General features: G+C 56.6%; 24 protein-coding genes. 9 read left to right on the forward strand and 15 right to left on the reverse strand.

Annotated elements, in window-relative coordinates; all coding sequences use genetic code 11:
• Window positions 1-136: 136 nt before the first annotated feature.
• Together HNR64_RS08210 and HNR64_RS08215 are read right to left on the reverse strand one after the other, a co-directional pair.
• Window positions 137-1,276: a CaiB/BaiF CoA transferase family protein gene (locus HNR64_RS08210; protein ID WP_204996010.1), complete on the reverse strand. Its 1,140-nt coding sequence runs from the start codon at window positions 1,274-1,276 to the stop codon at window positions 137-139.
• Between the two features lie 99 nt (window positions 1,277-1,375).
• Window positions 1,376-1,975, reverse strand: a complete 600-nt coding sequence (locus HNR64_RS08215; protein WP_204996011.1) for a TetR family transcriptional regulator — start codon at window positions 1,973-1,975, stop codon at window positions 1,376-1,378.
• A gap of 117 nt (window positions 1,976-2,092) precedes the next feature.
• On the opposite strand from HNR64_RS08215, the gene HNR64_RS08220 reads away from it, so the two are divergent.
• A complete protein-coding gene (locus HNR64_RS08220) occupies window positions 2,093-2,881 on the forward strand; it encodes a crotonase/enoyl-CoA hydratase family protein (RefSeq protein WP_204996012.1) in 789 nt (262 codons plus the stop codon).
• On the opposite strand, the gene HNR64_RS08225 is transcribed toward HNR64_RS08220, so the two are convergent.
• Genes HNR64_RS08225 through HNR64_RS08245 form a run of 6 tightly spaced genes read right to left on the reverse strand, consistent with a single transcriptional unit; the run spans window position 2,870 to window position 8,527 of the window.
• Entirely contained in the window at window positions 2,870-3,391 is a 522-nt protein-coding gene (locus tag HNR64_RS08225; protein ID WP_204996013.1) for an MOSC domain-containing protein, read from the reverse strand. The two genes, HNR64_RS08220 and HNR64_RS08225, sit on opposite strands and share 12 nt — an antisense overlap.
• Window positions 3,388-4,191, reverse strand: coding sequence for a sterol desaturase family protein (locus HNR64_RS08230; protein WP_338061832.1), 804 nt, complete (start codon window positions 4,189-4,191; stop codon window positions 3,388-3,390). The genes HNR64_RS08225 and HNR64_RS08230 overlap by 4 nt, the downstream gene beginning before the upstream one ends.
• On the reverse strand, window positions 4,184-4,840 hold the full coding sequence (locus HNR64_RS17135) for a TIGR04282 family arsenosugar biosynthesis glycosyltransferase (protein ID WP_338061833.1): 657 nt from the start codon (window positions 4,838-4,840) through the stop codon (window positions 4,184-4,186). Before HNR64_RS17135 ends, HNR64_RS08230 begins: the two co-directional genes overlap by 8 nt.
• Window positions 4,841-4,856: 16 nt before the next feature.
• Complete coding sequence (locus tag HNR64_RS08235) at window positions 4,857-5,567, reverse strand: TIGR04283 family arsenosugar biosynthesis glycosyltransferase (RefSeq protein ID WP_338061834.1); 711 nt, start codon at window positions 5,565-5,567, stop codon at window positions 4,857-4,859.
• Entirely contained in the window at window positions 5,560-6,360 is an 801-nt protein-coding gene (locus tag HNR64_RS08240; protein ID WP_338061835.1) for a DUF547 domain-containing protein, read from the reverse strand. The genes HNR64_RS08235 and HNR64_RS08240 overlap by 8 nt, the downstream gene beginning before the upstream one ends.
• Before the next feature lie 4 nt (window positions 6,361-6,364).
• The gene (locus tag HNR64_RS08245) at window positions 6,365-8,527 is read right to left on the reverse strand and encodes an FAD-dependent oxidoreductase (protein WP_204996014.1); all 2,163 of its coding nucleotides are present in this window, start codon (window positions 8,525-8,527) and stop codon (window positions 6,365-6,367) included.
• Window positions 8,528-8,765: 238 nt separating this feature from the next.
• On the opposite strand from HNR64_RS08245, the gene HNR64_RS08250 reads away from it, so the two are divergent.
• Window positions 8,766-9,908, forward strand: coding sequence for a GGDEF domain-containing protein (locus HNR64_RS08250; RefSeq protein ID WP_204996015.1), 1,143 nt, complete (start codon window positions 8,766-8,768; stop codon window positions 9,906-9,908).
• A 27-nt stretch (window positions 9,909-9,935) separates the two neighbouring features.
• On the opposite strand, the gene HNR64_RS08255 is transcribed toward HNR64_RS08250, so the two are convergent.
• Together HNR64_RS08255 and HNR64_RS08260 are read right to left on the reverse strand one after the other, a co-directional pair.
• Window positions 9,936-10,406, reverse strand: coding sequence for a Dps family protein (locus tag HNR64_RS08255; protein ID WP_204996016.1), 471 nt, complete (start codon window positions 10,404-10,406; stop codon window positions 9,936-9,938).
• A 734-nt stretch (window positions 10,407-11,140) separates the two neighbouring features.
• The gene (locus tag HNR64_RS08260; RefSeq protein ID WP_204996017.1) at window positions 11,141-12,439 is read right to left on the reverse strand and encodes an acetyl-CoA C-acetyltransferase; all 1,299 of its coding nucleotides are present in this window, start codon (window positions 12,437-12,439) and stop codon (window positions 11,141-11,143) included.
• Between the two features lie 170 nt (window positions 12,440-12,609).
• Here HNR64_RS08260 and HNR64_RS08265 point away from each other — a divergent pair, with 170 nt between their 5' ends.
• Entirely contained in the window at window positions 12,610-13,995 is a 1,386-nt protein-coding gene (locus HNR64_RS08265) for a 3-oxoacyl-ACP reductase (protein WP_204996018.1), read from the forward strand.
• 33 nt (window positions 13,996-14,028) lie between these two features.
• Here HNR64_RS08265 and HNR64_RS08270 read toward each other — a convergent pair whose 3' ends face one another.
• Window positions 14,029-15,060 carry an AraC family transcriptional regulator gene (locus HNR64_RS08270; protein ID WP_204996019.1) on the reverse strand — a complete coding sequence of 344 codons (1,032 nt, stop codon included), beginning with the start codon at window positions 15,058-15,060 and terminating at the stop codon, window positions 14,029-14,031.
• 148 nt (window positions 15,061-15,208) lie between these two features.
• Between HNR64_RS08270 and HNR64_RS08275 the strand changes: the two genes are divergently transcribed.
• Window positions 15,209-16,075 (forward strand): MaoC family dehydratase, encoded by an 867-nt coding sequence (locus HNR64_RS08275; RefSeq protein WP_204996020.1) that lies wholly within the window; start codon window positions 15,209-15,211, stop codon window positions 16,073-16,075.
• On the opposite strand, the gene HNR64_RS08280 is transcribed toward HNR64_RS08275, so the two are convergent.
• The 4 genes from HNR64_RS08280 to sthA all read right to left on the reverse strand — a co-directional run bounded on the left by HNR64_RS08280 (window position 16,072) and on the right by sthA (window position 19,815).
• Window positions 16,072-16,998 (reverse strand): NAD-dependent epimerase/dehydratase family protein, encoded by a 927-nt coding sequence (locus HNR64_RS08280; protein WP_204996021.1) that lies wholly within the window; start codon window positions 16,996-16,998, stop codon window positions 16,072-16,074. The two genes, HNR64_RS08275 and HNR64_RS08280, sit on opposite strands and share 4 nt — an antisense overlap.
• Before the next feature lie 85 nt (window positions 16,999-17,083).
• Window positions 17,084-17,872, reverse strand: a complete 789-nt coding sequence (locus tag HNR64_RS08285; RefSeq protein WP_204996022.1) for a DUF3014 domain-containing protein — start codon at window positions 17,870-17,872, stop codon at window positions 17,084-17,086.
• A gap of 198 nt (window positions 17,873-18,070) precedes the next feature.
• A complete protein-coding gene (locus tag HNR64_RS08290) occupies window positions 18,071-18,265 on the reverse strand; it encodes a hypothetical protein (RefSeq protein ID WP_027873520.1) in 195 nt (64 codons plus the stop codon).
• A gap of 158 nt (window positions 18,266-18,423) precedes the next feature.
• A complete protein-coding gene (gene sthA, locus HNR64_RS08295; protein ID WP_204996023.1) occupies window positions 18,424-19,815 on the reverse strand; it encodes a Si-specific NAD(P)(+) transhydrogenase in 1,392 nt (463 codons plus the stop codon).
• 127 nt (window positions 19,816-19,942) lie between these two features.
• Here sthA and HNR64_RS08300 point away from each other — a divergent pair, with 127 nt between their 5' ends.
• The 5 genes from HNR64_RS08300 (at window position 19,943) to HNR64_RS08320 (ending at window position 24,104) form a co-directional block, all read left to right on the forward strand.
• Window positions 19,943-20,557 (forward strand): class I SAM-dependent methyltransferase, encoded by a 615-nt coding sequence (locus tag HNR64_RS08300; RefSeq protein ID WP_338061836.1) that lies wholly within the window; start codon window positions 19,943-19,945, stop codon window positions 20,555-20,557.
• 78 nt (window positions 20,558-20,635) lie between these two features.
• Window positions 20,636-21,163 (forward strand): phosphatase PAP2 family protein, encoded by a 528-nt coding sequence (locus HNR64_RS08305; RefSeq protein WP_204996024.1) that lies wholly within the window; start codon window positions 20,636-20,638, stop codon window positions 21,161-21,163.
• Window positions 21,164-21,194: 31 nt separating this feature from the next.
• Window positions 21,195-22,250 (forward strand): MJ1255/VC2487 family glycosyltransferase, encoded by a 1,056-nt coding sequence (locus HNR64_RS08310; RefSeq protein ID WP_204996025.1) that lies wholly within the window; start codon window positions 21,195-21,197, stop codon window positions 22,248-22,250.
• A 65-nt stretch (window positions 22,251-22,315) separates the two neighbouring features.
• Entirely contained in the window at window positions 22,316-23,362 is a 1,047-nt protein-coding gene (locus HNR64_RS08315) for a DUF2817 domain-containing protein (RefSeq protein WP_239547696.1), read from the forward strand.
• Entirely contained in the window at window positions 23,355-24,104 is a 750-nt protein-coding gene (locus HNR64_RS08320) for an alpha/beta fold hydrolase (RefSeq protein WP_204996027.1), read from the forward strand. Before HNR64_RS08315 ends, HNR64_RS08320 begins: the two co-directional genes overlap by 8 nt.
• Window positions 24,105-24,135: the final 31 nt, after the last annotated feature.

Below are 24,135 nucleotides of genomic sequence, written 5' to 3' on the forward strand. Positions count from 1 at the left end.
GGCACAGCGTATCAAAAGCCCGTTGATACGGGCCGAACAGCCAGCTGTCTATTCACTATAGATGCCATGCGAGAAGCATACCAGCCCCAATATTCGGGCCTGCAGGAGAGCAGCAATACCTATGACTCCGGCGTGCTTAGGTCAATACGCCTTCCGCTCGCAACGCCGCCAATTGCGCCCGATCATAACCGGCCTCGGCCAGTACTTCGTCGGTGTGCTGCCCTTGGCGCGGCGCTGGCTGGGGGACCTCAGGGCGGGAGCGGCTAAACTTCGGTGCAGGACCGGGCTGAACATGGCCGCCGACCTCGACAAAACTTTCCCTGGCTTTATTGTGAGGGTGCAGCGGGGCCTCGCGCATCGATAATACCGGCGCGACACAGGCATCTGTGCCCTCCAATAGTTCACACCAGGCATCGCGCGTACGCGTCTTGAACACCGCCGCCAGTTTTTCCTTCAGTTCCGGCCAGCGGGCCACATCAAACTGACCGCCAAAGGTATCCTCGTCCAGGCCGATCTTTTCTTTGAACAGTTGATAGAACTGTGGCTCGATGGGCCCCACCGACAGATATTTACCATCTTGGGTTTCATACACCTCATAGAAATGCGCCCCAGTATCCAGCACATTCACGCCGCGCTCGTCCTGCCAGTTGAAGGCCTCGGTATTCAAATAGCTGTACATCATATGCATCAGCGCCGCGGAGCCCTCAACCATCGACACATCCACCACTTGGCCAGCACCGCTGCGCTGTGCTTCGAGCATGGCCGACACCACGCCAAACGCCAAAAACATGCCGCCGCCACCAAAGTCGCCTACAAGGTTTAAGGGGGGGACCGGTTTGTCACCCGCACGACCAATCCCGTGCAGGGCGCCGGATAAAGAAATGTAATTGATATCGTGGCCAGCTGCCTGAGAGAGAGGCCCGGTCTGCCCCCAGCCCGTCATGCGGCCGTATACCAGCTTGGGGTTGCGAGCCATACACTCCTCGGGGCCGATACCCAAGCGCTCGGCGACACCGGGGCGAAAGCCTTCAATTAAGGCATCGGCCGTTTCACATAAATTCAGCAGGGCCTCAACCGCCCGCGGATCTTTCAGATTCAAGGCGATCGATTTTTTGCCCCGCTCGCTAATGCTGTTTTGAGGCTGGACGCCTTCAGCCAATGACCGTCGCGTAACCGAGATAACTTCAGCCCCCATGTCGGCAAACATCATCCCCGCGAAGGGGGCAGGCCCTAAACCTTCTATCTCGATAATACGCAGCCCGTGAAGCGGTCCCATTGTTATCCCTCTTAGTATGTGAAACACGTAACGAGCCACCAATAAAAAGGCGGCTAAAGCCGCCCATTATTGCCCCATTTCCACTGCCCTGCCAACACATCATGCGACGAGCATACGGTGCACACTGTCGATAGTTGCCTTAGCCGTGGCGGCCTCGCCACCGTCTCTCTCGGGAGAGTACGAACAGCCAAAGCGCTGAGAAATGGTGTCTAATGCATTGTGCAGCGCCGCGCCAAGCAACAAGTAGGCAATGGCGCGAGCATTCACCTGTCGGGCAATGCGCCCATCCTCCTGCAGACGCTGCAGGCGCTGACACAGCGCATAGTGGACAAGGAAAAGATTATCGGTGGGTGCACCGCCGTTGTTATCGCGATGACTACCCGTCCAAAACGAGGCCGTCAGCGGCGCGCCGGTAATATAAAATCGCTCAGCATGGTGATAAACCAACTCCAGCCACTGGCGCAGATCTTCGGTGGATCCATGCTCAACACAGTCTTTTGCTTCCACCAGCTCCGGTAGACGTTCGTTGATCAGCGCCCGCAACATCCCGGCTTTATCACCAAAATTATTGAATACGCTGGCTTCTGTGGTACCCGCTTTTGCAGCAACGCCGCGCGTGGTCAGCGCTCCCGCCCCCTCATCGCGCAGTAGCATATAGGCCGCGTCCAGCAGCCTTTCTCTTACTCTAGGTCTAGCCACCTTTAATCACTCCATTGATATAGGCTGGCGTTATTACACCCGAGCCATCGCGCAATGTACAAGTCGCTGCGCTAATATCTGGCTGAAATTTCAATAAAAATGCAGGAAACCGCCAATATGAGTATTACCGCGCCCGTTTCATCTCACACTGATGGAGATATTTGCCACATCCGTATACGGCGACCCGCCCACCGCAATGCGGTAGATGGTCCTACTGCCAGAGCCCTGGCCCTGGCAATGCGCAATTTCGACAATGACCCCGAGAGCAAAGTGGCAATTCTCAGCGGCGAAGGCAGCCACTTTTGTGCCGGAGCGGACCTGAAAGCCTTCTCCAGTGAGGACCCTGAGCGGTACAACCCATTAGACGACGACGGCGACGGCCCTATGGGCCCCAGTCGCATGCAGCTACAAAAACCCGTAATCGCCGCCATTGATGGCTATTGCGTGGCGGGTGGCCTGGAGCTGGCCCTGTGGTGTGACCTGAGAGTCGCCACCGAGGACGCCATATTCGGGGTGTTCTGCCGACGGTTCGGCGTGCCGCTCATTGACGGGGGCACCGTTAGACTGCCACGACTGATTGGCCACAGCCGCGCAATGGACATGATTTTAACCGGAAGGCCTGTCGATGCTAATGAGGCGCTGGCCTTCGGCTTGGCCAATCGGGTTGTCCCAAAAAATCAGCTGTTAGACAGTGCCAAGGCACTGGCGCAACAAATCGCTCAAACTCCCCAGCAATGCATGCGTAACGACCGTCGCAGCGCTTTAGAGCAGTGGAGCATGGCCGAAACTGACGCGCTGAAAAATGAATTTGCACTGGGGAAAGCCAGCTTAGCGGCCGGTGAAGCACTGAGCGGCGCAAAGGCTTTTAGTCAGGGTGCGGGTCGCCACGGTCAGTCACGAGAGTGAGCTCGGCAAGGCGGACTCAGGCAGCGGCACTAATGCATCGCCCACAGCAACGCGACCGCCACGCACCACCCGCAGGCAAAGACCTCCGTAGCCGAGCATGGCCACTACGGCGCCGTCTCCTAAGGCCTGTTCCATCCGCGAGCAGGGCTGGCAAAGGGCATTGGCTTGGAAAATTGCCTCGCCAATTTGAAAATACTGATACCGCAGAGCATTGAGATTGATACCTGAGACAACCAAGTTGCGGCGCAGCAGGGCCGGGTCGACACTGTCTCTCCCCAAATGCGCTGCGATACTACGCATAAATTCTCGGCTGATTAGTGACACCTGGCGACCGGAACCGGCGCGGCCGCGCAAACGGCGGTCGCCCTGTAAGCCCATGCCCTCAAGCGCCTGGCACTGTTCCACCACGACCATCGGTGCCTTGCGCTCCGGGCGCACGCCGATCCACTCCAAGCGCCCCTGCGGAAGGTCGGCCAAGTATCGAGATAACAACCGTCCCTGCGCGTTCATGTGTTACTCCTCGGCCCATTACTTTCCCGACGAAACGGCAGAATAAGCAGCGCGAGCAACTGCCCCGCCCGCTGCTGCGCGCCGGGCAGACCCAAACGCACCGCCGCATCCCCCTCTCGGGCGTGCGCCCGAAAACTCCCAAACAACCGGTCCCACCAGGGCACGCTAAAACCGAAATTACTGTTGGTTTCCTCAACGCGCTGAGAATGGTGAATGCGGTGCAGAGTGGGCGTTATCAATACCCGGCGCAGGCTGTGTTCCAACGTGTTGGGTAGGGCGATATTGCTGTGGTTGAACATAGAGCAGGCATTTAGCACCACCTCAAAGATCAGCACAGCCAAGGCCGGAGCGCCAAGCGCCACAATGAAAACGCTTTTTATCACCATGGAAAGCAGCAGCTCGATGGGGTGAAACCGCAGCCCGGTTGTCACATCCAAGGCCGTATCGGCGTGGTGAACGCTGTGCAGCCGCCACAGCCAGGGTAGACGGTGAAACACGCGATGCTGCCAGTATATTGCGCAGTCCAACACCGCAACGGAAATGACAATTTCAAGCAGCGCTGGCCACTCAATCTGATTCAACAGCCCCCAGGATTGCTGTTGCGCCCAGAGGGCAACCCCGGTGGCCGCCAAGGGAAAGACAACGCGCAGGGCGACACTGCCTATGGCCAACAAGCCCAGGTTCGCCAACCAGCGGCGGCGAGAGGCCTTGCGAAAGGGCTGCCACACTTCCAGCAGTGCCAGCACGATAAACAGGCTAGAAAACACCCCTAAGCGCAGCGCGCCCTCCCATTCAGCCACTGACACGCTCCCTATACCTGCGCAGCGGCGGGCAGCATTCAATAAACGCCGCGGGCTGTGCTGAAATGTCCGAGGCGACGTCCAGGTCGGGCAGCGGCGTGTGCTCCTGCCAGCGCAAGCCGGCATCAGCCAAACGACGACGTGTTTGCGCAAGAACCTTGTCCGTACTCCACGCCACGCCGTCAAAGACGGCTGCACATTCCCCGGCCAAGGCCAATAGTACATAGCCGCCATCGGTAGCGGGTATCACCGCAGCGTCAACGTTTTGCAGCGCACTCTCGGCCCAGCGCAAATGTGCGGCGGTCAGCGACGGGCAATCTGTTCCAATCAAAATCACCCCGCTTGCCTCGCGAACGCCACGCGACGCCGCCCGCGCCATCCGCTGCCCCAGATCCCCTTCTCCTTGCTCGACACTGGAAAAAGCCGACAAACCGCGAAACGCTTGCCAGCATGCCGCGTCAGGCCCTGGGCTCAACTGGTACTCCACCGCCATTGTCGGTGGCAGCTGTGAGCATAGCTGCGCATTCCAGGCCAACAGCGACTCCGCCACTTTCGCCGCCGCCCTCTCCCCCAGGGCGGGAGCCAGGCGCGTTTTGGCACGACCGGGTAAGGGCGCTTTGGCGAAAACTTTGACTGCTGTGACTGTCACCCCTCCCTCCTTAGCCTTAACCGTAATAGCGGCGCGCAATATCGTCGGCCGAACGACCCATAAAATAGGCAATTCGCAGTCGCCACATCAGCAGAATTGTCGCCCACACGCCCTTTTCATCCCAGCGCCGCCCAGAGGTAATTACCGGCTGGGATAGACAGTACGGTCGGCCCGTTCGCTTCAGTCGTCGACTGATTTCGATATCCTCCATCAGCGGCTGTTCCGGAAAACCCGACACGGCCGCAAATACCTCTCGGTGGACAAAAATGCCCATATCACCGGTGGCGATACCGGTAATGCGTGACCGGCAGTTCATCATGCTTGCAACCACCTTTAGCATTGACGAGCGCCCGTGTATTCGCACATCAAATCGTCCCCAGCCGGGCGGCCGCTCCTCGCAGTGACGGCGCAACGCCGTTAGCGCCTCTGTGCTGAGTAGCGTATCGATATGCAAAAATAACAACCATGCTCCACTCGCCTGCGCGGCCCCGGCATTCATTTGCCTAGCCCGGCCCGCATCACTGGCAATGACACGCAAGCCCTGCGCTTGCAAATACTCGACAGAGCCATCGCCACTGCCGCCATCGACAAACAGCCACTCTACGGCGCCGTGGCTTTGCTGCAAGCGCAAAATGGTGGGCAGCACAGCAGGCAACAGCGCCCGCTCATTGAGCAGAGGAACGATGATCGACAGCAACGGCGGACCTTGGCAGCTGGACTCAGTCACGCTTATTCAGCGCCCAGTTATAATCGGTATGGCGAATGCGCAAGGCGCCACTGCGCAACTGACGTTGCTGCGCGCTGCTTAAACCGAGCGCGTTACCATAATGGGCAAGAAAATCCGGCAGCGAATTTAAGCCTCGCCAGCCCTTGGCGAAATCCTCTTCGTACCAATCAAATATTGGCGACACCCGTAACGCCCCCTTGCTCAGGCCGTTGCGCTGGCGATCTGATAAAAATCGCTGGGTCGCGGCTTCCAGCTGGCGCTCCAGTTCATCGCCTCGATAAGGCTCCCTGGCCAGCGCAGGACAGCCGATGCTGGCGCAATTTACCGCGAAATGAATGCGAGGCTCAGCGTAACTTTCTCGAATCATTTCATGCTCCAGCTCATCGAGACTGCGACGCTTGCCAAGTAAGTCAAAGAACGACAGCTTCCAGGGCGAGCGAAACCAACCACCAATCTCTCGAATGGAATCGATGCCGGGGTAATGGCGCAAAATCAGCTCCACTGTCCAGGCGTTATAGGCATTGATCAAAAAAGCCAACTGCCGCGCTTCTGACCAGCGATCAAATTCCGCCGGCGACACCGCAGATAACGTTTCGAGGTAACGCGCAAGCACGGCACGGTCTTTGGCAAAGCTGCTGTAATCGACCGTTGTCGCGTAGCCACCCTCAGCCACATAGACATGCTTGGACAACAGGCTTTGCCAGAGCGCGTGCTGATCGTCAGCCCGAGAAAACTGCGCAACAATCGCCAATACCACAAAACCAAGCGTCCGCCACCAAACTGACTTCGCCACGCGATCACCCCCCTCTCTGCCAACGGAAAAAACCCGCCAAGAACCGCAGTATTCGCTCCGGCTGATGGGCCTTGCGCCACTCCCCGGCAAGGTATTTGTTACCCTCTGCCCAAGTGGGGTAAGGGTGAATCGTCGCCAGTATTTTCCCCAAGCCGAGCTTGTGTTTCATCGCCAGCACAAATTCTGCCAGCAAATCACCGCCCTGACTCCCGACAATGCACACGCCCAGAATACGGTCACTGTTCACCGGGGTAAGGACTTTGATAAAGCCCTGCGCGTTGCCGTCGCAAATCGCCCGATCTAAATCGTCTAGCCCGTAGCGCGTGACCTCGTAGTCGATACCCTGCGCTTTGGCTTCCTGCTCATTCAAACCCACGCGCGCCACTTCCGGGTCGACATAGGTCACCCAAGGTATCACTGAATAATCTACGGCAAATTTTTTAAATTGCCCAAACAGGGCATTAACGCTGGCATACCACGCTTGATGCGCTGCGACATGGGTAAACTGATACGGCCCGGCAACATCACCCGCGGCATAGATATTGGGCATCAAGGTCTGCAAGTACTCATTGGTATCCACCGTCCTGTCAGTGGTGATTCCCAATTCTTCCAAACCAAACCCGGTCAATCTGGCACTGCGGCCAACCGCGCAGATCAACAGGTCGTAGGCGACTGCCGATTCGCCCTCCGCATCGCCGTGCTGGACAACCAAACACTTTTCGCCATCGCGCATTTCACAGCGCACGGCCCTGGTATTACACCGCACATCAACCCCGTCGCGGCGCAGTTGCTCGGTAACAAAATCGGCAACATCCTCGTCCTCTTTCAACAACAGGCGCGGCAGCATCTCGACCTGGCTTACGGCGCTGCCCAATCGAGCAAAACACTGGCTTAGCTCGCAGCCAATAGGCCCGCCACCAAGCACGACCACTCGCTGGGGTAGCCGCTCACAGCGCTCCAAGTGATCCCACAGCGTATCGCTAGTAACAAAACCGAGATCGGCCATACCCGGCAGCGGCGGCACAGTCGGCGACGCTCCCGCCGCGATGACAATTGACCGCGTTGTTAACCGCCGGCTGCCGCCATCACGACCACGAATTTCCACCGTCCAGGGATCGACAATCCTGGCGTAGCCCTGAATCACATCAACCCCCAGCTCGGTGTAGCGCTCCACACTGTCGTGGGGGGCAATGGCTGCAATCACGTCTCGTACGCGGGCGATCAAACGCGGGAGATTTAACGCTGGTTTGTGTTCCTCAAAACCATATTCCTCAGCGCGGCGGGCAGTAGCCGCCACCTTGGCTGACTTTATAAGCGCCTTACTCGGCACACAGCCGGTGTTCAGGCAGTCCCCGCCCATCTCGTTTGCCTCTATCAGGCTGACCTTCGCCTTGACCGCCGACGCAATATAGGAAGTCACCAGCCCAGCTGCACCAGCACCAATCACCACCAGGTTTCGGTCAAAGGATGTTGGTCGCGACCACCCGCGGTACACACGCCGTGCCTTGACGAAGGCGATAATACGCTTGGCAATAAGCGGAAAAACTCCCAGCAGGGTGAAGGACAACAACAGCGCCGGAGATAAAATACCGGAAAGGCTTTCCAGGCTGCCCAACTGAACACCCGCATTCACATAGACCGCGGTGCCGGGCAGCATCCCCAACTGGCTCACCCAGTAAAAGCGTCGCGCCGACATAGCCGTTAAGCCCATCAACAGGTTGATTAGGAAAAACGGAAAAATCGGCACCAGACGCAAGGTAAACAGGTAGAAACCGCCCTCTTTACTCACCCCTTCATCAATACGCTGAAGGCGCTGAGGAAATCGCCGCTTCAGGCTGTCGCGAAGCAGGTAGCGCGCGACGAGAAACGCCAGCGTCGCGCCAATCGTCGAGGCGAAAGACACTAACAGCAGCCCCTGGAAAAGGCCGAAAAACGCCCCGCCTGCCAGCGTCATCACCGCCGCGCCAGGCAGAGATAATGCCGTCACCAGTACATAACAGATGAAAAAAAGTGCAAAGAAACCTGCCGGATGAGCCGTTTGAAATGCCGCTACCTGAGACCTTGCCTGCTTGAGGCCATCCAGGCTCAAATAATCCCCGAGCCCGCTGCTTAGCAACAGCACACCGGCTCCAAGCAACAACAGTATTAGCAGTATTTTCTTTTTCATGAATCACCTAGGGCCTGTTTACACTCATTGGCTTTCGTCAAGCATTCGCTCGGCGCTCACCGTTATGACGCACCGAATGCGCTACCGTTACACTCATCGAACGAGCTATGCACGCATGGCACACAATCGAAAAAGTGCGTATTATCCCCCGCTGCCTTCAACGGAGTATGTGGTACCAGCTGGCGGCAAACGAGAGATGGAACCCTCAATTAATAATAATGTTGAATAGACGCTAGCCATGATTCCACACATTCAAAACCTCTTGTTCAGGGTGATCGACCCCTGGATCCCCCCCAGAGTGCCAGTCGGCAGCACCGAGCGATCGCTGTACCGTTTCCTGGCCAGTATTCTGGTTGGCACTTTCGCCTATCTCATTGTCTTGTTAACGGTAAATCAGACATTGCTGCCGCTAACGGAAGACGGTAAACGCCTCATCAATTATTTTTCTCTGGGTCTTACATTTGGTATCACCATAGCACTGCTAACGCTGCGTATTGCCGCAAAACGCCACTTGGCATTACATATATTTATCACCACCCTCACTGGCGGCCTGGTCTATGTTGCGAGCATCACCGGTGGCTTGGGCTCACCCGCGGTAATCTGCTCGGTGATTATTCCCGCGCTCGCGACACTTAGCATCGGTGCGAAGGCGGGCATTGGCTGGAGCCTCTGTGTTGGTTTAATTGGCTCGGGGATGTTCATTGCTGAACAACAGGGGCACACCTATCGCAACATCATTATCGACGCCAATCAAAGCCTGGCCGAATTTTCCTGCCTGGTGACCACCCATGCTTTTATCATTTTCATCGCCGTTTACTATGAGCTGAACAGCAGAAAACTGAGCAAGCAACTCCGTTTCGAGCAAAGCAAGTACTTCCACCTTGCCCACCACGACAGCCTGACCGGAATCGCCAATCGCCGCCACTTTATCGACGCCATCAATCGGGAAATCTCCCGAGCCAAGCGCAAGGGCGATCAATTCAGTGTTCTTTACTTCGACTTGAATAAATTCAAAGAAGCCAACGACAAACACGGCCACCACTTCGGCGATGAGATTTTGATCGCCTTTGCCAACCGGCTTCGTCAGGAAATCCGCGAAGACGACTTTGTTGCTCGACTCGGTGGTGACGAGTTTGCATTACTACTGCGCTCGCTAGGGCGCGCAGAAGTTGTGGAGCAGCGTTTAGATGCCCTGATCCACAACCTGTCCACGCCGCTGCAACTCGGCGGGGTCGACTATCAGGTAAGTGCCAGCGTCGGCTACGCCATTTACCCTCAACACGGCAGCAATGACGAGGAACTGCTGAAGGTCGCAGACCAAAACATGTACCGGGTGAAGCGCGGCGAGCGCGACAATGTTGCCGCGCCCCAATCGGTGTAGCGCATCGCGTCGCTGGCGCAAGGACTGTTAGCGGTTTAAGGCCCGCAACATCCACGCGGTTTTCTCGTGAATGCGCATGCGGTCTCCAACTAAGGCAACGGTCGATTCGTCGTCGGCTTCAGCGGCCGTGCTGAGCACCTCTCGGCAGGTTTTTACCACTTGTTCATGGCCGCGAGTCAGAATGTCGACCATGTCCTCGGCGCTGGGCACGCCATCCACTTCTTGCACTTTGCTCAATGACGCAAAGGCTTTGTAGGTGCCTGGCGCGGCAACATCCAGGGTGCGAATGCGCTCTGCAATATCGTCCACGGCGGTGGCGAGCTCGGTGTAATGCTCTTCAAACATCAAATGCAGGTCGCGAAACCGCGGCCCGGTAACGTTCCAATGGAAATTGTGCGTTTGCAGGTAGAGGGTGTAGGAATCTGCCAACAGGCGGCTCAGGCCGTCGGCGATCTGCTGTCGATTTGCTTCGTTAATACCGATATCTATCTTTTGCATAATGACTCCTATTGTCGTTTTTGACTCCATATCACGCCGCCTGCAAGGCGACGTCTTTTTCCTACGCGAGATCGACCTCAGCCGATTGTTTCGCTGTCAGTATCGACAGTTCTCAGCTTACGCATTCACACCTGATAGGAATATTCGTTTATATCAATGGAGGTCATTGCCAAAAACAATCGCGACTACCGCAAACGCACCCGCCGCATTATGATGACAACACTCTCTTTTTATCGAGCTTATTTATGCAGCGCCCGAACCTTGGACTCTCCGGACTTTTTTTATCGCTCACACTGCTGGGCGCGTGTTCCACCCCACCCGTACAAAGCGACGCATCACGCGAAGGTTTCATCCACTGCGAGTCACCGCGATCGGAAATATGTACTCGCGAGTATCGACCGGTGTGCGGCCACCTCGACAGCCAAATTCAGTGCGTTACTCAGCCCTGTGCGGCGCCCACCCACAAAACCTATGGCAATGCCTGCAGCGCCTGCGCCGACGAGGCTGTCGTAGGCTATGAGTTTGGCAGTTGTGAGTCGTTTGGAAAGGGACGCCTGTAAGGACGCCAGTAGGGACGCCTGTAAGGACGCCTGCGAAGACATATCAAAGCACTGTTGGCCCGCCCCGCCCCTCCCATAAACAAGGGCAAGGACCAGGCCATAAGCAAGGCGGCACCGCAGGAGCAAAAAAAAACGGGGCCGAAGCCCCGTTTAGTGTAACGCGATGGCTATGCCTTAGCGCTCGACAATCGCCGTTACACCCTGGCCACCGGCGGCACAGATCGAAATAAGGCCTCGACCGCTGCCTTTCTCTTCCAGCATTTTCGCCAACGTCGCGACAATACGACCACCCGTCGCCGCGAAGGGGTGGCCAGCAGCCAAAGAGCTACCATTCACATTGAGCTTGCTGCGATCAATGCTGCCCAACGCCCGATCCAGACCCAAGCGCTGTTTGCAGAATTCTTCGTCTTCCCAGGCCTTCAGTGTAGCCAGTACCTGGGCGGCAAAAGCCTCGTGAATTTCATAAAAATCGAAGTCTTGCAGCGTTAAACCAGCGCGAGCGAGCATGCGCGGAACAGCATAAGCTGGTGCCAGCAACAGGCCTTCTTTTTCGCTACCCACATCTTTGCCAAAGAAGTCGACCGCTGCCGTTTCCACAAAGCTCAGGTAGGCCTTGATCGGCAGCCCCCGCTCTTTGGCCCACTCTTCACTTGCCAACAATACCGCCGATGCGCCGTCGGTGAGTGTTGAAGAGTTGCCCGCGGTCAACGTACCCTGGCCGCTCTCTTTGTCAAAGGCAGGCTTCAGGGTCGACAGTTTCTCGATGGTAGTATCTGCGCGCAAAATATTGTCGCGACCCACCCCATTGAAAGGCGTAATTAAATCCTCAAACAAGCCGCGCTCATAGGCAGCAGCGAGATTTTTATGGCTGTTGTATGCCAATTCGTCCTGCTCCTGGCGAGGGATGCCCCACTCTTTTGCAGTCACTTCGGTGTGTTCACCCATCGACATGCCAGTACGCGGCTCTGAGTTGACAGGGATCTGTACACCCAGATCTTTGCCTCGCAGTTGCAAGAAGGGCTTAACGCGCTCACCCAGGCTGCGCGCCTTGTTCACTTGCAACAGAATTTTGCGCAGACCCTCGCTCACGCCAATAGGAGCATCAGAGGTGGTATCCACACCACCGGCGATCGCTGCATCGATCTGCCCGAGGGCAATCTTGTTGGCCACCAAGTTCAGCGCTTGTAAGCCAGTACCACAGGCCTGCTGTACATCGAAGCAAGGCGTTGCGGGGTCGAGAGAAGTACTCAGTACCGATTCGCGAGTAAGGTTGAAGTCACGGCTGTGCTTCATTACCGCACCAGCGGCAACTTCGCCAAGGCGCTGGCCTTGGAGCTGGTAGCGCTGAACCAAGCCCTCAATCGCTGCGGTTAGCATGTCTTGGTTGCTAGCACCGAAATAAGCGGTATTAGAGCGGCAAAAAGGGATGCGGTTGCCGCCGATAATAGCGACGCGCTTGATGGTTTGAGCCATGACAGGTCCTCAGGTGTTTTGTCAGGTGGCGCAGTGTAACAAGCCGCAGCAAGGCCACATTGGCTGAGGCGACACCGCAGCAGCGGCGGCGATGTCAATTCACCACCGGCGGTCTGCGCGTAGAATTGCCGCCCATAACACAGGGCACACCCTCATTCAGGAGTCATTTTATGTCTGATCGTATCGAGAACTTTATTAATTCCAACGCAGGTAAAAAGGTACTTGGCGCACTGGGCGTCAACGCTCCTCGTGAACTCGCCCGCTACACCCCCTCCCAGCGCAGCTTTTTTAAAGGGCGCCTACTGCTCGGCGCTGGCGACAACGCTGCCTTACTGGCACAGGTATCAAAAATTCTCGCCGAGAGCGACGCAGAGGTATTTGGCGACGACAATGCCCGTCTGCAATGTACTGCCCTGACACAAGACAATGGTAGCGATGCCCCCTTTGCCGCACTGGTATTCGATGCGACCGGCATGCGCGACTCACTGGAGCTGGTTGCCGCCTACCGCTTCTTCAATGCCAACATTCGCAAGCTGGCTCCCGGCGGCCGCATCGTTATTCTGGGCCGTCCGCACATGGGCGCCGATAACGCCGAACAGGCAGCCACCCAGCGTGCACTGGAAGGCTTGAGCCGCTCACTGGCAAAAGAAGTGGGCGCGCGCGGCAGCACTGCACAACTGATTACCGTTGCCAACGGCGCCGAGGGAGACTTCGGCAGCAGCCTGCGCTTTGTCTTGTCGCCGAAATCGGCCTATGTCACTGGCCAGGTCATTGCCGTTAACGCCGTCGAGCAATCGGGTAATGTCGATTGGCACAAACCTCTGGCGGGCAAAACCGCTCTGGTGACCGGCGCTTCTCGCGGCATTGGTGAAGCGATTGCCGACACGCTGGCGCGCGATGGCGCCACCGTTATCGGTGTCGATGTTGCGCCAATGGAAGACGACCTTGTGAAAGTGATGACCCGCCTGGGTGGTCAGCCCCTGATCGCAGACATCACCGCTGAAGACGCTCCCGCCAAGATTGCCAGCGCCGCTAAACAGGCAGGTGGTATCGATCTTATCGTCCACAACGCCGGTGTTACTCGCGACAAAACCATTGCCAATATGACCGAGCAGCAATGGCAAATGACGCTGGATATCAACTTGGCCGCCGCACAGCGCATTACGCGTGAACTGCTGAACCAGGGCCTTATCCGCAATGGCGGCAGCATCGTTGGCGTGTCGTCAATGAACGGTATTGGCGGTCAGCGCGGGCAAACCAACTACGCCGCATCCAAAGCGGGTGTCATTGGTTACGTTGACTTCATGAAGAATGACGAGCAGCTACGCGCTCACAATATTACGGTCAATGCCGTTGCCCCCGGCTTTATTGAAACCGCAATGACCGCGGCGATTCCGCTATTCACCCGGATGTTCGGCCGACGCCTGAACTCGCTGTCCCAGGGCGGGCTGCCAGTAGACGTTGCCGAGGCGATCGCCTTCTTCGCCAACCCTCTCTCTCGCGGAGTGAGTGGCAATACACTGCGTGTATGCGGCCAGTCCTGGTTCGGCGCCTAAGACGGCTTCAGTGGGCGGGGCATTGCGCGCCGCCTACTGTTGTTTCTGTTGGCGATACTCTATCGGCGTTAGGCCGGTCCAACGTTTAAATGCCCGATAAAAGGTACTGGGCTCGGAAAACCCCGTCAGATACACCACGTCAGCAATGCTTTCATCGGTGCGCGACAACAAGCGCTTAGCGAGTATGCAGCGATAATCTGCCAACACCTGGTTAAAACTGGTGCCCGCCTCCGTCAAACGCGAGCGCAGCACTCGCTCATTCATTCCCAGGCGTTCTGCCACACTTTCCAAGCTGGGCTGACCCAGCTCAAGCATTTCCGCAATCACTTGCTTAACATCGCCCACAACGTCCTGACGTGAGAGCCGTTCAAGCTGTTTGCTGGCGACTTTTTCATGGAGTTTCAGCAAATCCGGCTCGGCATGGCTAGATGGTGTTGCCAGAATATCAGCGGCAAATACCAAGCTCTGCTCTTTGGCATCGAAATGTACCGGGCAATTGAAGTGCTTTTCATACTCGGCAACATCCCCCTGCAGCGGGTGGCCAAGGTTTATCTCTCGGGTTTGAAACGCGCCGTCGGTCAACGCTTCAAAGTAGCGCTGCATAAAACGCACAAAGCACTCATCGCGGTGGCGCAGCTCTGCCTCACTGTCGCCAATAAAATCCAGTACCACACGCGCTTCATCGCCTTCCACATGCAGCTTAAACTGCATGGCATCGGTCACTAAGCGCTGATAATTTTCCGCCCGGCGCAAACCATCGCCAAAACTCGGGCTACTCAGAAATAGGTATTCCAGTACCTGACCACGGTATACCGGTACATGGTTGGCCAGATGCAAGCCAATGCTTTTGTCGCCGCTGACTTCTTCTAACACGCGCCAAAATTGCACCTGCGCGGCGTGGGGGAAACGCGCGCTGCGATCTTTCAACAACTTGGGAGAAATTTTGCACTCGCTGACGATCCGCTCAACATCCAACCCCAGCTCTTGAATGGCCGGGTAAGCCAGCTGGATCAGGAAGCTGGAATCACTCAGTTCTGAAAAACCTTTTTCCGTGGAATCGCTCATTACACTCGCTATCTATGGCTGTTCTAGACGCTGACTTCATGGCTGGGATTGGCCGGAGCGCAGAATCAATTCTGCCTCATCAGCAAATAATTTACTGCTCAGCATTGATTATACTGTGAAGCTGCACCGAATAAGGAGTAAGAGTAGCATGAGCGTCGCTCAGGAACTAAAAATCAAACGTCTACCGGCCCTCGCCCCCCTCCTCGCCAGAGCGGCATTACCCAAGCGCCAAAGCAAAGCGCTTAACTTCCCTGAGCGCAGCATTGAGCTGGCGCCAGTGCGTTACAGCCAACGACAGCTCAAACGCTATGCCAAATCCTGCGGCTTTAGCCTGGACGGCAACACCCTGCCCGCGAGTTTCTTGCATATTATGGGCTTCCGGTTGCAAATGCAGCTAATGATACAGCGCGACTTTCCCGTTGCGGCAATGGGCTGTGTGCACCTGAACAATGAAATCATTCAGCACCGCGCTATTAACAGCAGCGAAACACTGCGTATGGTGTGCCGCCTGAGCGACCATGAACTCACCGCCAGAGGGGTTGAGTTTACATTTGAATGTCTCGTGTACGCTGGCGATGAGTGTGTCTGGGAAGACCGCAGCCAGTACCTGTCGCGACGCAAGACCGGGATTGCCAAATCCGCCAAGAGCAAGCCTCGCGAGGCCCGGCGCTATGCTAACCAAGAGGCCATGCACATCCCTAACAGCACAGCTCGTCATTACGCCCTTGCCTCGGGCGACTTCAACCCCATTCACTTACACGATCTCAGCGCCAAGGTGCTGGGCTTTAAGAAAATGGTGGTACACGGCATGTGGAGTAAGGCCGCGTGTATGGCGAAGCTCATCGATGGCGGCGACGCCCTGCGCTGTCGCGTGGAATTTAAGACCCCCGTGTTTCTGCCGTCAAAAGCCGAACTTCACTACGAAAAAGGCCCCGACAGCACAGTATTTGAACTGCGTGACGCCGCTAGCGGCAAGCCACACCTGATCGGGGAATTGTCACCAATCAGCGCTTAGGCAAGCAGTAACTCTGGCGCCAGCTGTTCTACCATTTCTCGCAGCCCCTGGCGCCAGTCTTTTTTAGTCGGCCCGATTAATGCGTGCATTTTTTCGGTGTCGATTTGCAAGCTACCAAAGGCTTGTGGGTTGTCTCGAAAGCGCGGCTGCAAGCCACAGAGCTCGCCCAAGTATTCACACCACTGCTCAATACTCACCGCTTCAGAGCCGCCGAAATTTACCGTGCACACCTCTGTGCTGGCCGCCGCCAGCAGGTAGGGCAACTTCTCGATATAGTCACTGCTGTGCAACAAGTTATAGAAGTTCGGCGCCTCCGGGTGGACGTCAATCTCCATGCCCTCTTTCATCATCAGCAGGTGGAAAAACGGCCAACCGCCATTGTTGCCATAGGGGACACTCAAGCGGGCAATCGTCGTTGGAATACCGTATTGGCGAGCGGCGAAGCGACAGACCGACTCAGCAGCAATCTTCGACAAACTGTAGGTCGGGAACATTGCCCGGTGATTATCGCCCAGCGGCGCACTCTCTTCGCGCGGCTCCTGACCGGCGTATTCATAGACGGCCGTTGATGAGAAATGCAGCACGGCTTTGGCACTGCGGCAATGCGCCATCAAATTCCCGATGCCTTCGGCGTTTGCTCTCAGGTCGTAGTCAAAGTCACCACTTTTGACCACCGCCAGGTTAATCACGTAGTCCACATCACTGGGGCAGGCCTCCAAACTGCGGTGATCAGCAAGGTCTCCTTTGACAGTGTTGACGCCCATTGCCTCGAGCTGCTGACGCTGCTTCTCGTCAGAAAAACGCGCCACCGCGGTCAGCTCACACTGCGCAGCAAGCGCTTCGACAATGGGCGCGGCCACTTGGCCACTGGGGCCAGCAAGAAGGATTCGACTACCGGAAATATCAACAGGAGAAAGGGTCATAGCTGCCTCATTATTCATCTTTGAGGCGAGTGTAGCGTGGGAGGGATCTTCAGCCACCCTCCAAACGGGTGGCTGAAAGCAGGCCTTACAAGTAGCTTTGTAGCTGACGCAACCAGTCTTGCAATGACTTCATGTTATCCGGGCCCAAACGCCACAGCCACTTACTGAGCGGGTCGGCATTTTCCAGAACCGGGTCAGCGTATTCATAGAACACTTTTGGGCGGCGCAATTCCGCATCGGCGGGAATCGGCTCAACGATCAGCAAGTGCTCAATCGTGGTACGTAGCTGATTATCAAAGGACTGCGGATTACCTAATTCGTTGTAGCTCGACTCCAGGAAGGGCGACCATTTTTTATAGTAGATCGCGACTTTTTTCGGATCTAAGGCGGTAACCGCATTTACCAGCGGTTCCCAGCGGCGGAAGTTACCGGGGTCGTTTGCCATGCCCTTTTCAGTCTTAATGACCAAAAAGGCCTCTTTGTCGTAACTGATCGGCAGGTGTTTGTTTGGCAGGCGAAAACGCGCCATTTGATCGACCAAAGCGACCCACTTACGAATTTGATGCTGTGGTTGCAGCCACTGCCCCAATGACGGAGACAGTTCCGTTGCCGCGTCTCGCACCTGGTCATCACTGCCATCTATTTCTCGCGGAGGCGCCGGCGCCTTGGCCGCTTGCTCTTGATAGTCTTGCTCCTGCTCGACCGCCAGCGTTTCTTTTATCGCAGATGTTTTCGGCGGCATAGAGGCCTGCAAATCCTCCGAGCTGCTCTCAGGCTCGTTGAATTCACTGTTTGCCGAGCGCTCGACCACAAACCAGACGAAGGCGCCAACAGCAGCAATGATCACGATCGCAGACAGGGATTTCCAGTTCATTTACGCTTCCTGTTATGTTTTTTGATTGTGCAAGAAATAACGTTGTCGCAGCGACAGCCCAATGACGCTGCAACGTGACATTTGCCCATGGTATCCCCGCGGACTATGCGCGGCAACTGTGGGGAAGAATATTCGAGGGAAAATAATGCGCCAGCACCCATCGTAACCGCCGACGGGTGCCAGTTAAGAATGGAGGGCCTACAGGTCGAGGTCGTCTAGCAGTTCCAGCTCCTCCATTAGCCTTTTACGTTCGAGCCGCTCTTCAATACGTCGGCGAATACTGTTGTCTCGCCCCCCCATATCAGGGCCGTCGTCGTAGTTTGCACCACCATCGTCAAAGAAGTTGTCATCGAAGTCGTCAACACTCTCTGACACTGCCATTTCTCTAGCCATATCAAGCTCACTCCAGCACGATTAAATACGGAAGCAACCATCGGCAATTAGCACGGTTGTTCAGCTGACTATTTATGCTGAGATCGGCAGTCTGTCAATGAAAATTTACCCCTACTTTGGTCTCGGTTTATATCAGCCAAGCGCAGAGCAGTCATAGCCTACAGGCGATTAAGGCCATTCAGCGCCGCGGTGCGATAAGCCTCGGCCATAGTGGGGTAGTTAAAGGTGGTTCCCAGGAAGTAACGCAGGCTGTTTCCACCGTTCTTCTGTTTCATTATTGCCTGGCCGATATGAATAATTTCCGCCGCTTCGGCACCGAAACAGTGAATCCCGAGAATCTCCAGGGTTTCTACATTAAACAGCAGCTTCAGCATGCCAACGGTTTCCCCGCTGATCTGCCCCCGGGCGGTGTCTTTAAAAAATGCCCGGCCCACTTCGTAGGGTACGCGTTGCTCGGTGAGCTCGCGCTCATTCAGGCCCACTGAACTAATTTCCGGCAGGGTGTATATCCCTGTGGGTACGTCGTCGACAAACCGGCATTGCTCCTTACCGCGCGCCGACGCCGATGCCGCCCGCCCCTGGTCGTAGGCAGCGCTGGCCAAGCTCGGCCAGCCGATCACATCGCCGGCGGCGTAGATATTCTCGACATTCGTCTGGTAGTGCTCGTCCACGTTTAACTGGCCGCGATGATCCGGCGTGATGCCCACGGTCTCTAGCCCCAGGCGGTCGGTATTACCGCTGCGCCCGTTACACCACAGCAGGGCGTCGGCGTGAAGGCGCTTGCCACTTTCCATTTTTAGGACGACTTCCTTATCACTGGCCTCTACCTCGCTATAGACCTCTCGGTGGCGAATCATCACGCCGAGGTGGCGCAAGTGATAACTCAGTGCATCGGAGATTTCGTCGTCGAGGAATTCCAACAAGCGGTCACGGGTATTGACCAGTTCCACCTTGATCCCGATACCAGAGAAGATTGAGGCGTACTCACAACCAATCACACCAGCGCCGTAAACAATAATTTTACGGGGCGTATTGGTCATCGCCAGGATACTGTCACTGTCGTAAACACGCGGGTGACTGAAGTCGATATTCGCGGGCCGGTAGGGGCGCGAGCCCGTTGCAATCACAATGTTCTCGGCGCTGTAGTGCTCTTGTTTGCCGTCTTCACCTTCCACAGCCAATGTATGCGCATCGACAAAGCTCGCCCTGCCGGGAATCACACGAATATTATTGCGATAGTAAAAGCGGCTGCGCATGGCCACTTGGCGGGCGATCACCTCGTTAGCGTGGCTGAGTAAACGCGGATAAGTGAGCGTTCGCGGGTCGCCAATTTCCCGGAAAATGGGCATGCGATTAAAGCGTATCGCCTGTCGCACCATATGACGCAGGGCCTTGGAAGGAATGGTTCCCTGGTGGGTGCAAGCCCCCCCAACCTGTGACTGCTCCTCGATAACAGCAGCACTTTGACCATGTTTGACCGCGTTCAATGCCGCGCTTTCGCCGGCAGGCCCGCTGCCAATTACCAGTACATCAAAATCATAGTTGGCCAATTTACCCTTCCTTATCGCCGCTGCGCGGGGCGTTAACCACTTTGAGCTATTCAGGCAGTATACTACCGCCATCGTAAGAGAAAGGGGATTCGACCTTGGTCTGTCCCCAAGCCCAAGAGACCGAGCCGTGCCCACAAGCTCCCACCAACGAGAACACTATGGCCTGCGCTATATGATGGCGAGCGCGCCAGCAATGCGCCGCCTCAAGCGCGGCAACAACAGCCGCTTGCATGGCAGCAAAAATTGGGGCGCGGCATTCTTACTGATGGAATACCTGAGTCAGCACCCTCTCCCGCCCAATCGCTCCGTACTCGATGTCGGCTGTGGCTGGGGGCTGGCGGGACTGTATTGCCGCAAACGCTTTCATTCAGCGGTGACTGCCAGCGACGCTGACCCAGCGGTATTCCCCTATCTTCAGGCGCAGGCCGACATTAACGACCTCACTATCGACACCGAGGTCTGGCGCTTTGCCGACGTTCCAGACGACGCGCTTGCCGCGGCCGATACTCTGATCGCCAGCGATATTTGCTTTTGGGACGATATGGCTGAAGAGGTTTACCAGCTTATCGCCCGCGCTGTTGAAGCCGGTTGCGGCAGAATTCTCATTGCCGACCCCGGTCGGCCACCCTTTCTAGCGGTAGCGGAGGCCTGTATTGAGGACTTCTATGCCGAGCTTGTGCCCGTCAAAGCCCATACGTCACGCCCACACCGCGGCTATGTGCTGCGTATCGAGAACGCCTGAACTGTCTCAATACTGCAATATTGCTGTCACGTAACTGAAAGCTGTCAGGGGTAGTGTTTGATTCGAGAGGATTAAACTATGCGCTTGATACAGACAATAAATCAGTTCGATGTGCGGATGTTTCTCGCTTGCGTTAACACTCGCCACCAACAGCAACTCTGCCGGCTCGCCTTTGCCATATCAAAGAGTGGCGATGGCTATACGCAGCTCTTTCTGCCACTCGCGCTCTATGCACTGGGCGTGCACAGCAGCGAGATATTTGTTGCTAGCGTAGCAACCGGATTCGCGGTGTGGCTACCGCTCTACTGGGTGTTGAAAAATACCTGTCGCCGCAAGCGGCCTCCCGCGGCAATCCCGCAATTCAATGCCGCCATCATTGCCTCGGACGAGTTTAGCTTTCCCTCTGGGCATACCGCGGCCGCCTTCCTACTCGCGACCTTAGCCGTACTGTGCTTTGGCGCCGCCGCATCAGTACTCTTCCTTTGGGCGGTGGCCGTGGGCGCTTCGCGAGTGGTACTGGGCGTGCACTTCCCAACTGATACCTTTGCCGGCGCTGGCCTTGGCATTGCCCTCGCGCACCTTGCCCATAGTCTGGTGATCGGTTGATCTTAGCAATCAAAGAGACACGCGCTTTACCATGAAACTACTCTATGGGGTCCAGGGCACTGGCAACGGACACATCTCCCGCGCTCGCATGATGGCGAAGCACTTCGCCGCTCGCAACGTCGATGTGCAATATCTATTTAGCGGCCGCTCGCCAGAACAGTACTTCGACATGGACGTATTCGGCGACTTTCAGCTGCGCCACGGCCTCACTTTTGCAACGCGGGATGGCCGGATAAGCACCCTGCAAACCCTGCGAGAATCGCGGCCGCTACAATTTATAAAAGATGTACGCTCGCTCGATCTCAGCGACTACGACCTTGTGATTACCGACTTCGAACCCGTTACCGCCTGGGCCGGCCGACTGCAAGGTAAAACCGTCATCGGCGTCGGCCACCAATATGCATTTGGCCACCCCGGTGTACCCGAGGACGGCGTAGATTTTCGCAATCGCTTGATCATGAAACTGTTCGCTCCCGTTAAAGTGGGGCTCGGCCTGCACTGGCATCACTTTAGCGGCCCAATTGTGCCGCCAATTATTAACCCCGACGAGAAACGTTTAGCACCGGCGTCGCACACCCTCGTTTATCTTCCCTTCGAGGATCAGCAGCGCGTCACAGCGTTGCTACAAAGTTTCAAAGATCAACATTTCATCCAATATGCACCGACGCTCTCTGACGCTGACCACGGCAACGTTTCACACCGAAAAACCAACCTGCACGGGTTTAAGCACGACCTGTGTAGTGCCCGAGGCGTGATCTGCAACGCCGGCTTTGAGCTGGTTAGCGAATGCTTGCACATGGGCATTCCGGTATTGGCCAAGCCCGTTGCCGGCCAGTCAGAGCAACTGGGTAACGCGGCGTCACTGCGTCAACTCAAACTTGCCGACACCATGGCCGATATTGATCGTGAGCACATCGCGAACTGGCTGCGACAGCCTCAGTCCAGTGCCGCGCAAAACTACCCCGACGTCGCCGGCGCAATTTGCGAGTGGTTGCTTTCCGGGCAATGGCACAATCGCCAGGCTCTCGTGGATGCCCTTTGGCAGAACGAGCAAAACCACGCCGTGACCGCCGACCTGTCCCTTTGAGTAACGACAGCCAGCCATCCGACAGACATTTTGTCGGGCCGCCCCCGCTCAATTTTCATGAATTGATGGACGACTGCCGAGGCCCCCTGCACCGGCGCCTGTCTGAGCTGTTGGCGGTTGAGCAGCTCTGCCGCCAAGCCGGGCCGCTGCTAAAAAGCCGCTGCGAAGCGGTAATTAATGTTGATAATTTTCGGCTGCCCATCGTCTCGCTAACCTTGGGGGATCCACAACGCGCCAGGAGTTGCTTGCTGCTGACCGGAGGTGTGCACGGCGTAGAGCGTATCGGCAGCCAGGTATTGATTGCTTGGTTGGAGTCAGCACTGGAACGCTGCCGCTGGGACACTCACTGGCGGCAGCAATTTGATGAAGACATCGCCATCATCGCCGTACCTATCGTCAACCCCGCGGGTATGCTGCGCGACGCCCGCTGCAACGCCAACGCCGTTGATCTCAACCGCCATGCACCTATAGACGCCGAGGACCGGGTTCCTTTTCTTGTTGGCGGGCAAAGGCTGTCCCGCCATTTGCCTTGGTACCGCGGGCGCTGGGAGAAACAGGTAGAGCCGGAGTTTCAGGCACTGAGCGATATCATCGACCGGCATAGCCGGGGCGGCGACCGGATGATGATGGCGATAGACTTTCACTCAGGCTTCGGCTTTCGCGACCACATTTGGATTCCTCACGCCTACCGCAAACAGCCCATCGATGATATCGGCAGCTATATGTCGCTGAAGCTGCTGTGGGAGCGCAACTTTCCCCACCACAACTACGTATTCGGCCCGCAGGCGATGCACTACCTCAGCCATGGCGACATGTGGGACTACTTTTATCTGCGTTGCCGCGAGCGCGGCTGCCGCCTGCTGCCACTCACCCTGGAAATGGGCAGTTGGCTGTGGGTGAAAAAACATCCCCGCCAGCTGTTTAGCTTCGCCGGTCTATTTAACCCGACCGTGCCACACCGCCATGCACGCGTTTTACGGGGGCACTTATTGTTGATCGACTTCCTGCTGGCCGCCTGCCGAAATAGCGCAGAGTGGCTGACCCACGGCGAACAAGACCGGCAGATGCAGCAAATCGCGCAAACCCTTTGGTATCAGCACCTCAATGACTGAATCATCGCCAAAGCACTGGCTCTTTTTGCGAGGCCTGGCCAGAGAGACCGGCCACTGGCAACTGTTTATCGAACAGTGTCAGAACACCCTGGCCTGGCAGTGCCATAGCCTGGATCTGCCCGGCTTTGGCACGGAGCACAACGACGTATCGCCGCTGTCGATCCGACAAATCCGCCAGAACCTGCAATCCCGGCTCACTCTGCCCGAAGGCGAAGCCATCGGCATTGTTGCGCTGTCACTTGGCGGCATGGTTGCCCTGGACTGGTTAGCCCACGACCCACAGCGTGTGCACCGCGCCATACTCATCAATTCCAGTAGCGCAAATTGCCCGCTCTGGTGGCGCATTCAGCCACGCGCCCTGCCACTGCTTGTACGCGGTGTTTTTGCGCCGTCGGTCGACAGTCAGGAGCGCTGGGCGCTGCGCATGGTGAGCAACCAACACAGCGAGGATGCGTCGGTATTGAATCGGCACAAACAATTGCGCGCGCAGCACCCCGCCCAAAAAAGTAATGTACTGCGACAGCTCTGGGCCGCCTCGCGCTTTCGCGCACCCGCAAAACTGGCCCCACATCAACGCCTGCACCTGCTTGCCAGCCACGGCGATCGCATGGTGTCGTGGCGCTGCAGCAACGCACTGGCTGAGCGTTTTAACTGTTCGCTGGATGTTCACCCCAACGCCGGACACGACCTTCCCCTGGATGCCCCGAACTGGGTAATTCAGCAGTTTGCCGCGCAGCAATAATCCACAGAGTTAAAAAAACCGCGCAAGCCTG

Origin of the sequence: Spongiibacter marinus (genome assembly GCF_016906995.1) — a bacterium.
Lineage (GTDB): Bacteria > Pseudomonadota > Gammaproteobacteria > Pseudomonadales > Spongiibacteraceae > Spongiibacter > Spongiibacter marinus.

What these genes read in the sequence shown, in the direction of transcription:
- HNR64_RS08210 (WP_204996010.1), bottom strand. Translation starts at nt 1,276, where the DNA reads ATGGGACCGCTTCACGGGCTGCGTATTATCGAGATAGAAGGTTTAGGG.
- HNR64_RS08220 (WP_204996012.1), top strand. Translation starts at nt 2,093, where the DNA reads ATGAGTATTACCGCGCCCGTTTCATCTCACACTGATGGAGATATTTGC.
- HNR64_RS08225 (WP_204996013.1), bottom strand. Translation starts at nt 3,391, where the DNA reads ATGAACGCGCAGGGACGGTTGTTATCTCGATACTTGGCCGACCTTCCG.
- HNR64_RS08245 (WP_204996014.1), bottom strand. Translation starts at nt 8,527, where the DNA reads ATGAAAAAGAAAATACTGCTAATACTGTTGTTGCTTGGAGCCGGTGTG.
- HNR64_RS08250 (WP_204996015.1), top strand. Translation starts at nt 8,766, where the DNA reads ATGATTCCACACATTCAAAACCTCTTGTTCAGGGTGATCGACCCCTGG.
- HNR64_RS08255 (WP_204996016.1), bottom strand. Translation starts at nt 10,406, where the DNA reads ATGCAAAAGATAGATATCGGTATTAACGAAGCAAATCGACAGCAGATC.
- HNR64_RS08260 (WP_204996017.1), bottom strand. Translation starts at nt 12,439, where the DNA reads ATGGCTCAAACCATCAAGCGCGTCGCTATTATCGGCGGCAACCGCATC.
- HNR64_RS08265 (WP_204996018.1), top strand. Translation starts at nt 12,610, where the DNA reads ATGTCTGATCGTATCGAGAACTTTATTAATTCCAACGCAGGTAAAAAG.
- HNR64_RS08270 (WP_204996019.1), bottom strand. Translation starts at nt 15,060, where the DNA reads ATGAGCGATTCCACGGAAAAAGGTTTTTCAGAACTGAGTGATTCCAGC.
- HNR64_RS08275 (WP_204996020.1), top strand. Translation starts at nt 15,209, where the DNA reads ATGAGCGTCGCTCAGGAACTAAAAATCAAACGTCTACCGGCCCTCGCC.
- HNR64_RS08280 (WP_204996021.1), bottom strand. Translation starts at nt 16,998, where the DNA reads ATGACCCTTTCTCCTGTTGATATTTCCGGTAGTCGAATCCTTCTTGCT.
- HNR64_RS08285 (WP_204996022.1), bottom strand. Translation starts at nt 17,872, where the DNA reads ATGAACTGGAAATCCCTGTCTGCGATCGTGATCATTGCTGCTGTTGGC.
- HNR64_RS08290 (WP_027873520.1), bottom strand. Translation starts at nt 18,265, where the DNA reads ATGGCTAGAGAAATGGCAGTGTCAGAGAGTGTTGACGACTTCGATGAC.
- HNR64_RS08305 (WP_204996024.1), top strand. Translation starts at nt 20,636, where the DNA reads ATGCGCTTGATACAGACAATAAATCAGTTCGATGTGCGGATGTTTCTC.
- HNR64_RS08310 (WP_204996025.1), top strand. Translation starts at nt 21,195, where the DNA reads ATGAAACTACTCTATGGGGTCCAGGGCACTGGCAACGGACACATCTCC.
- HNR64_RS08315 (WP_239547696.1), top strand. Translation starts at nt 22,316, where the DNA reads ATGGACGACTGCCGAGGCCCCCTGCACCGGCGCCTGTCTGAGCTGTTG.
- HNR64_RS08320 (WP_204996027.1), top strand. Translation starts at nt 23,355, where the DNA reads ATGACTGAATCATCGCCAAAGCACTGGCTCTTTTTGCGAGGCCTGGCC.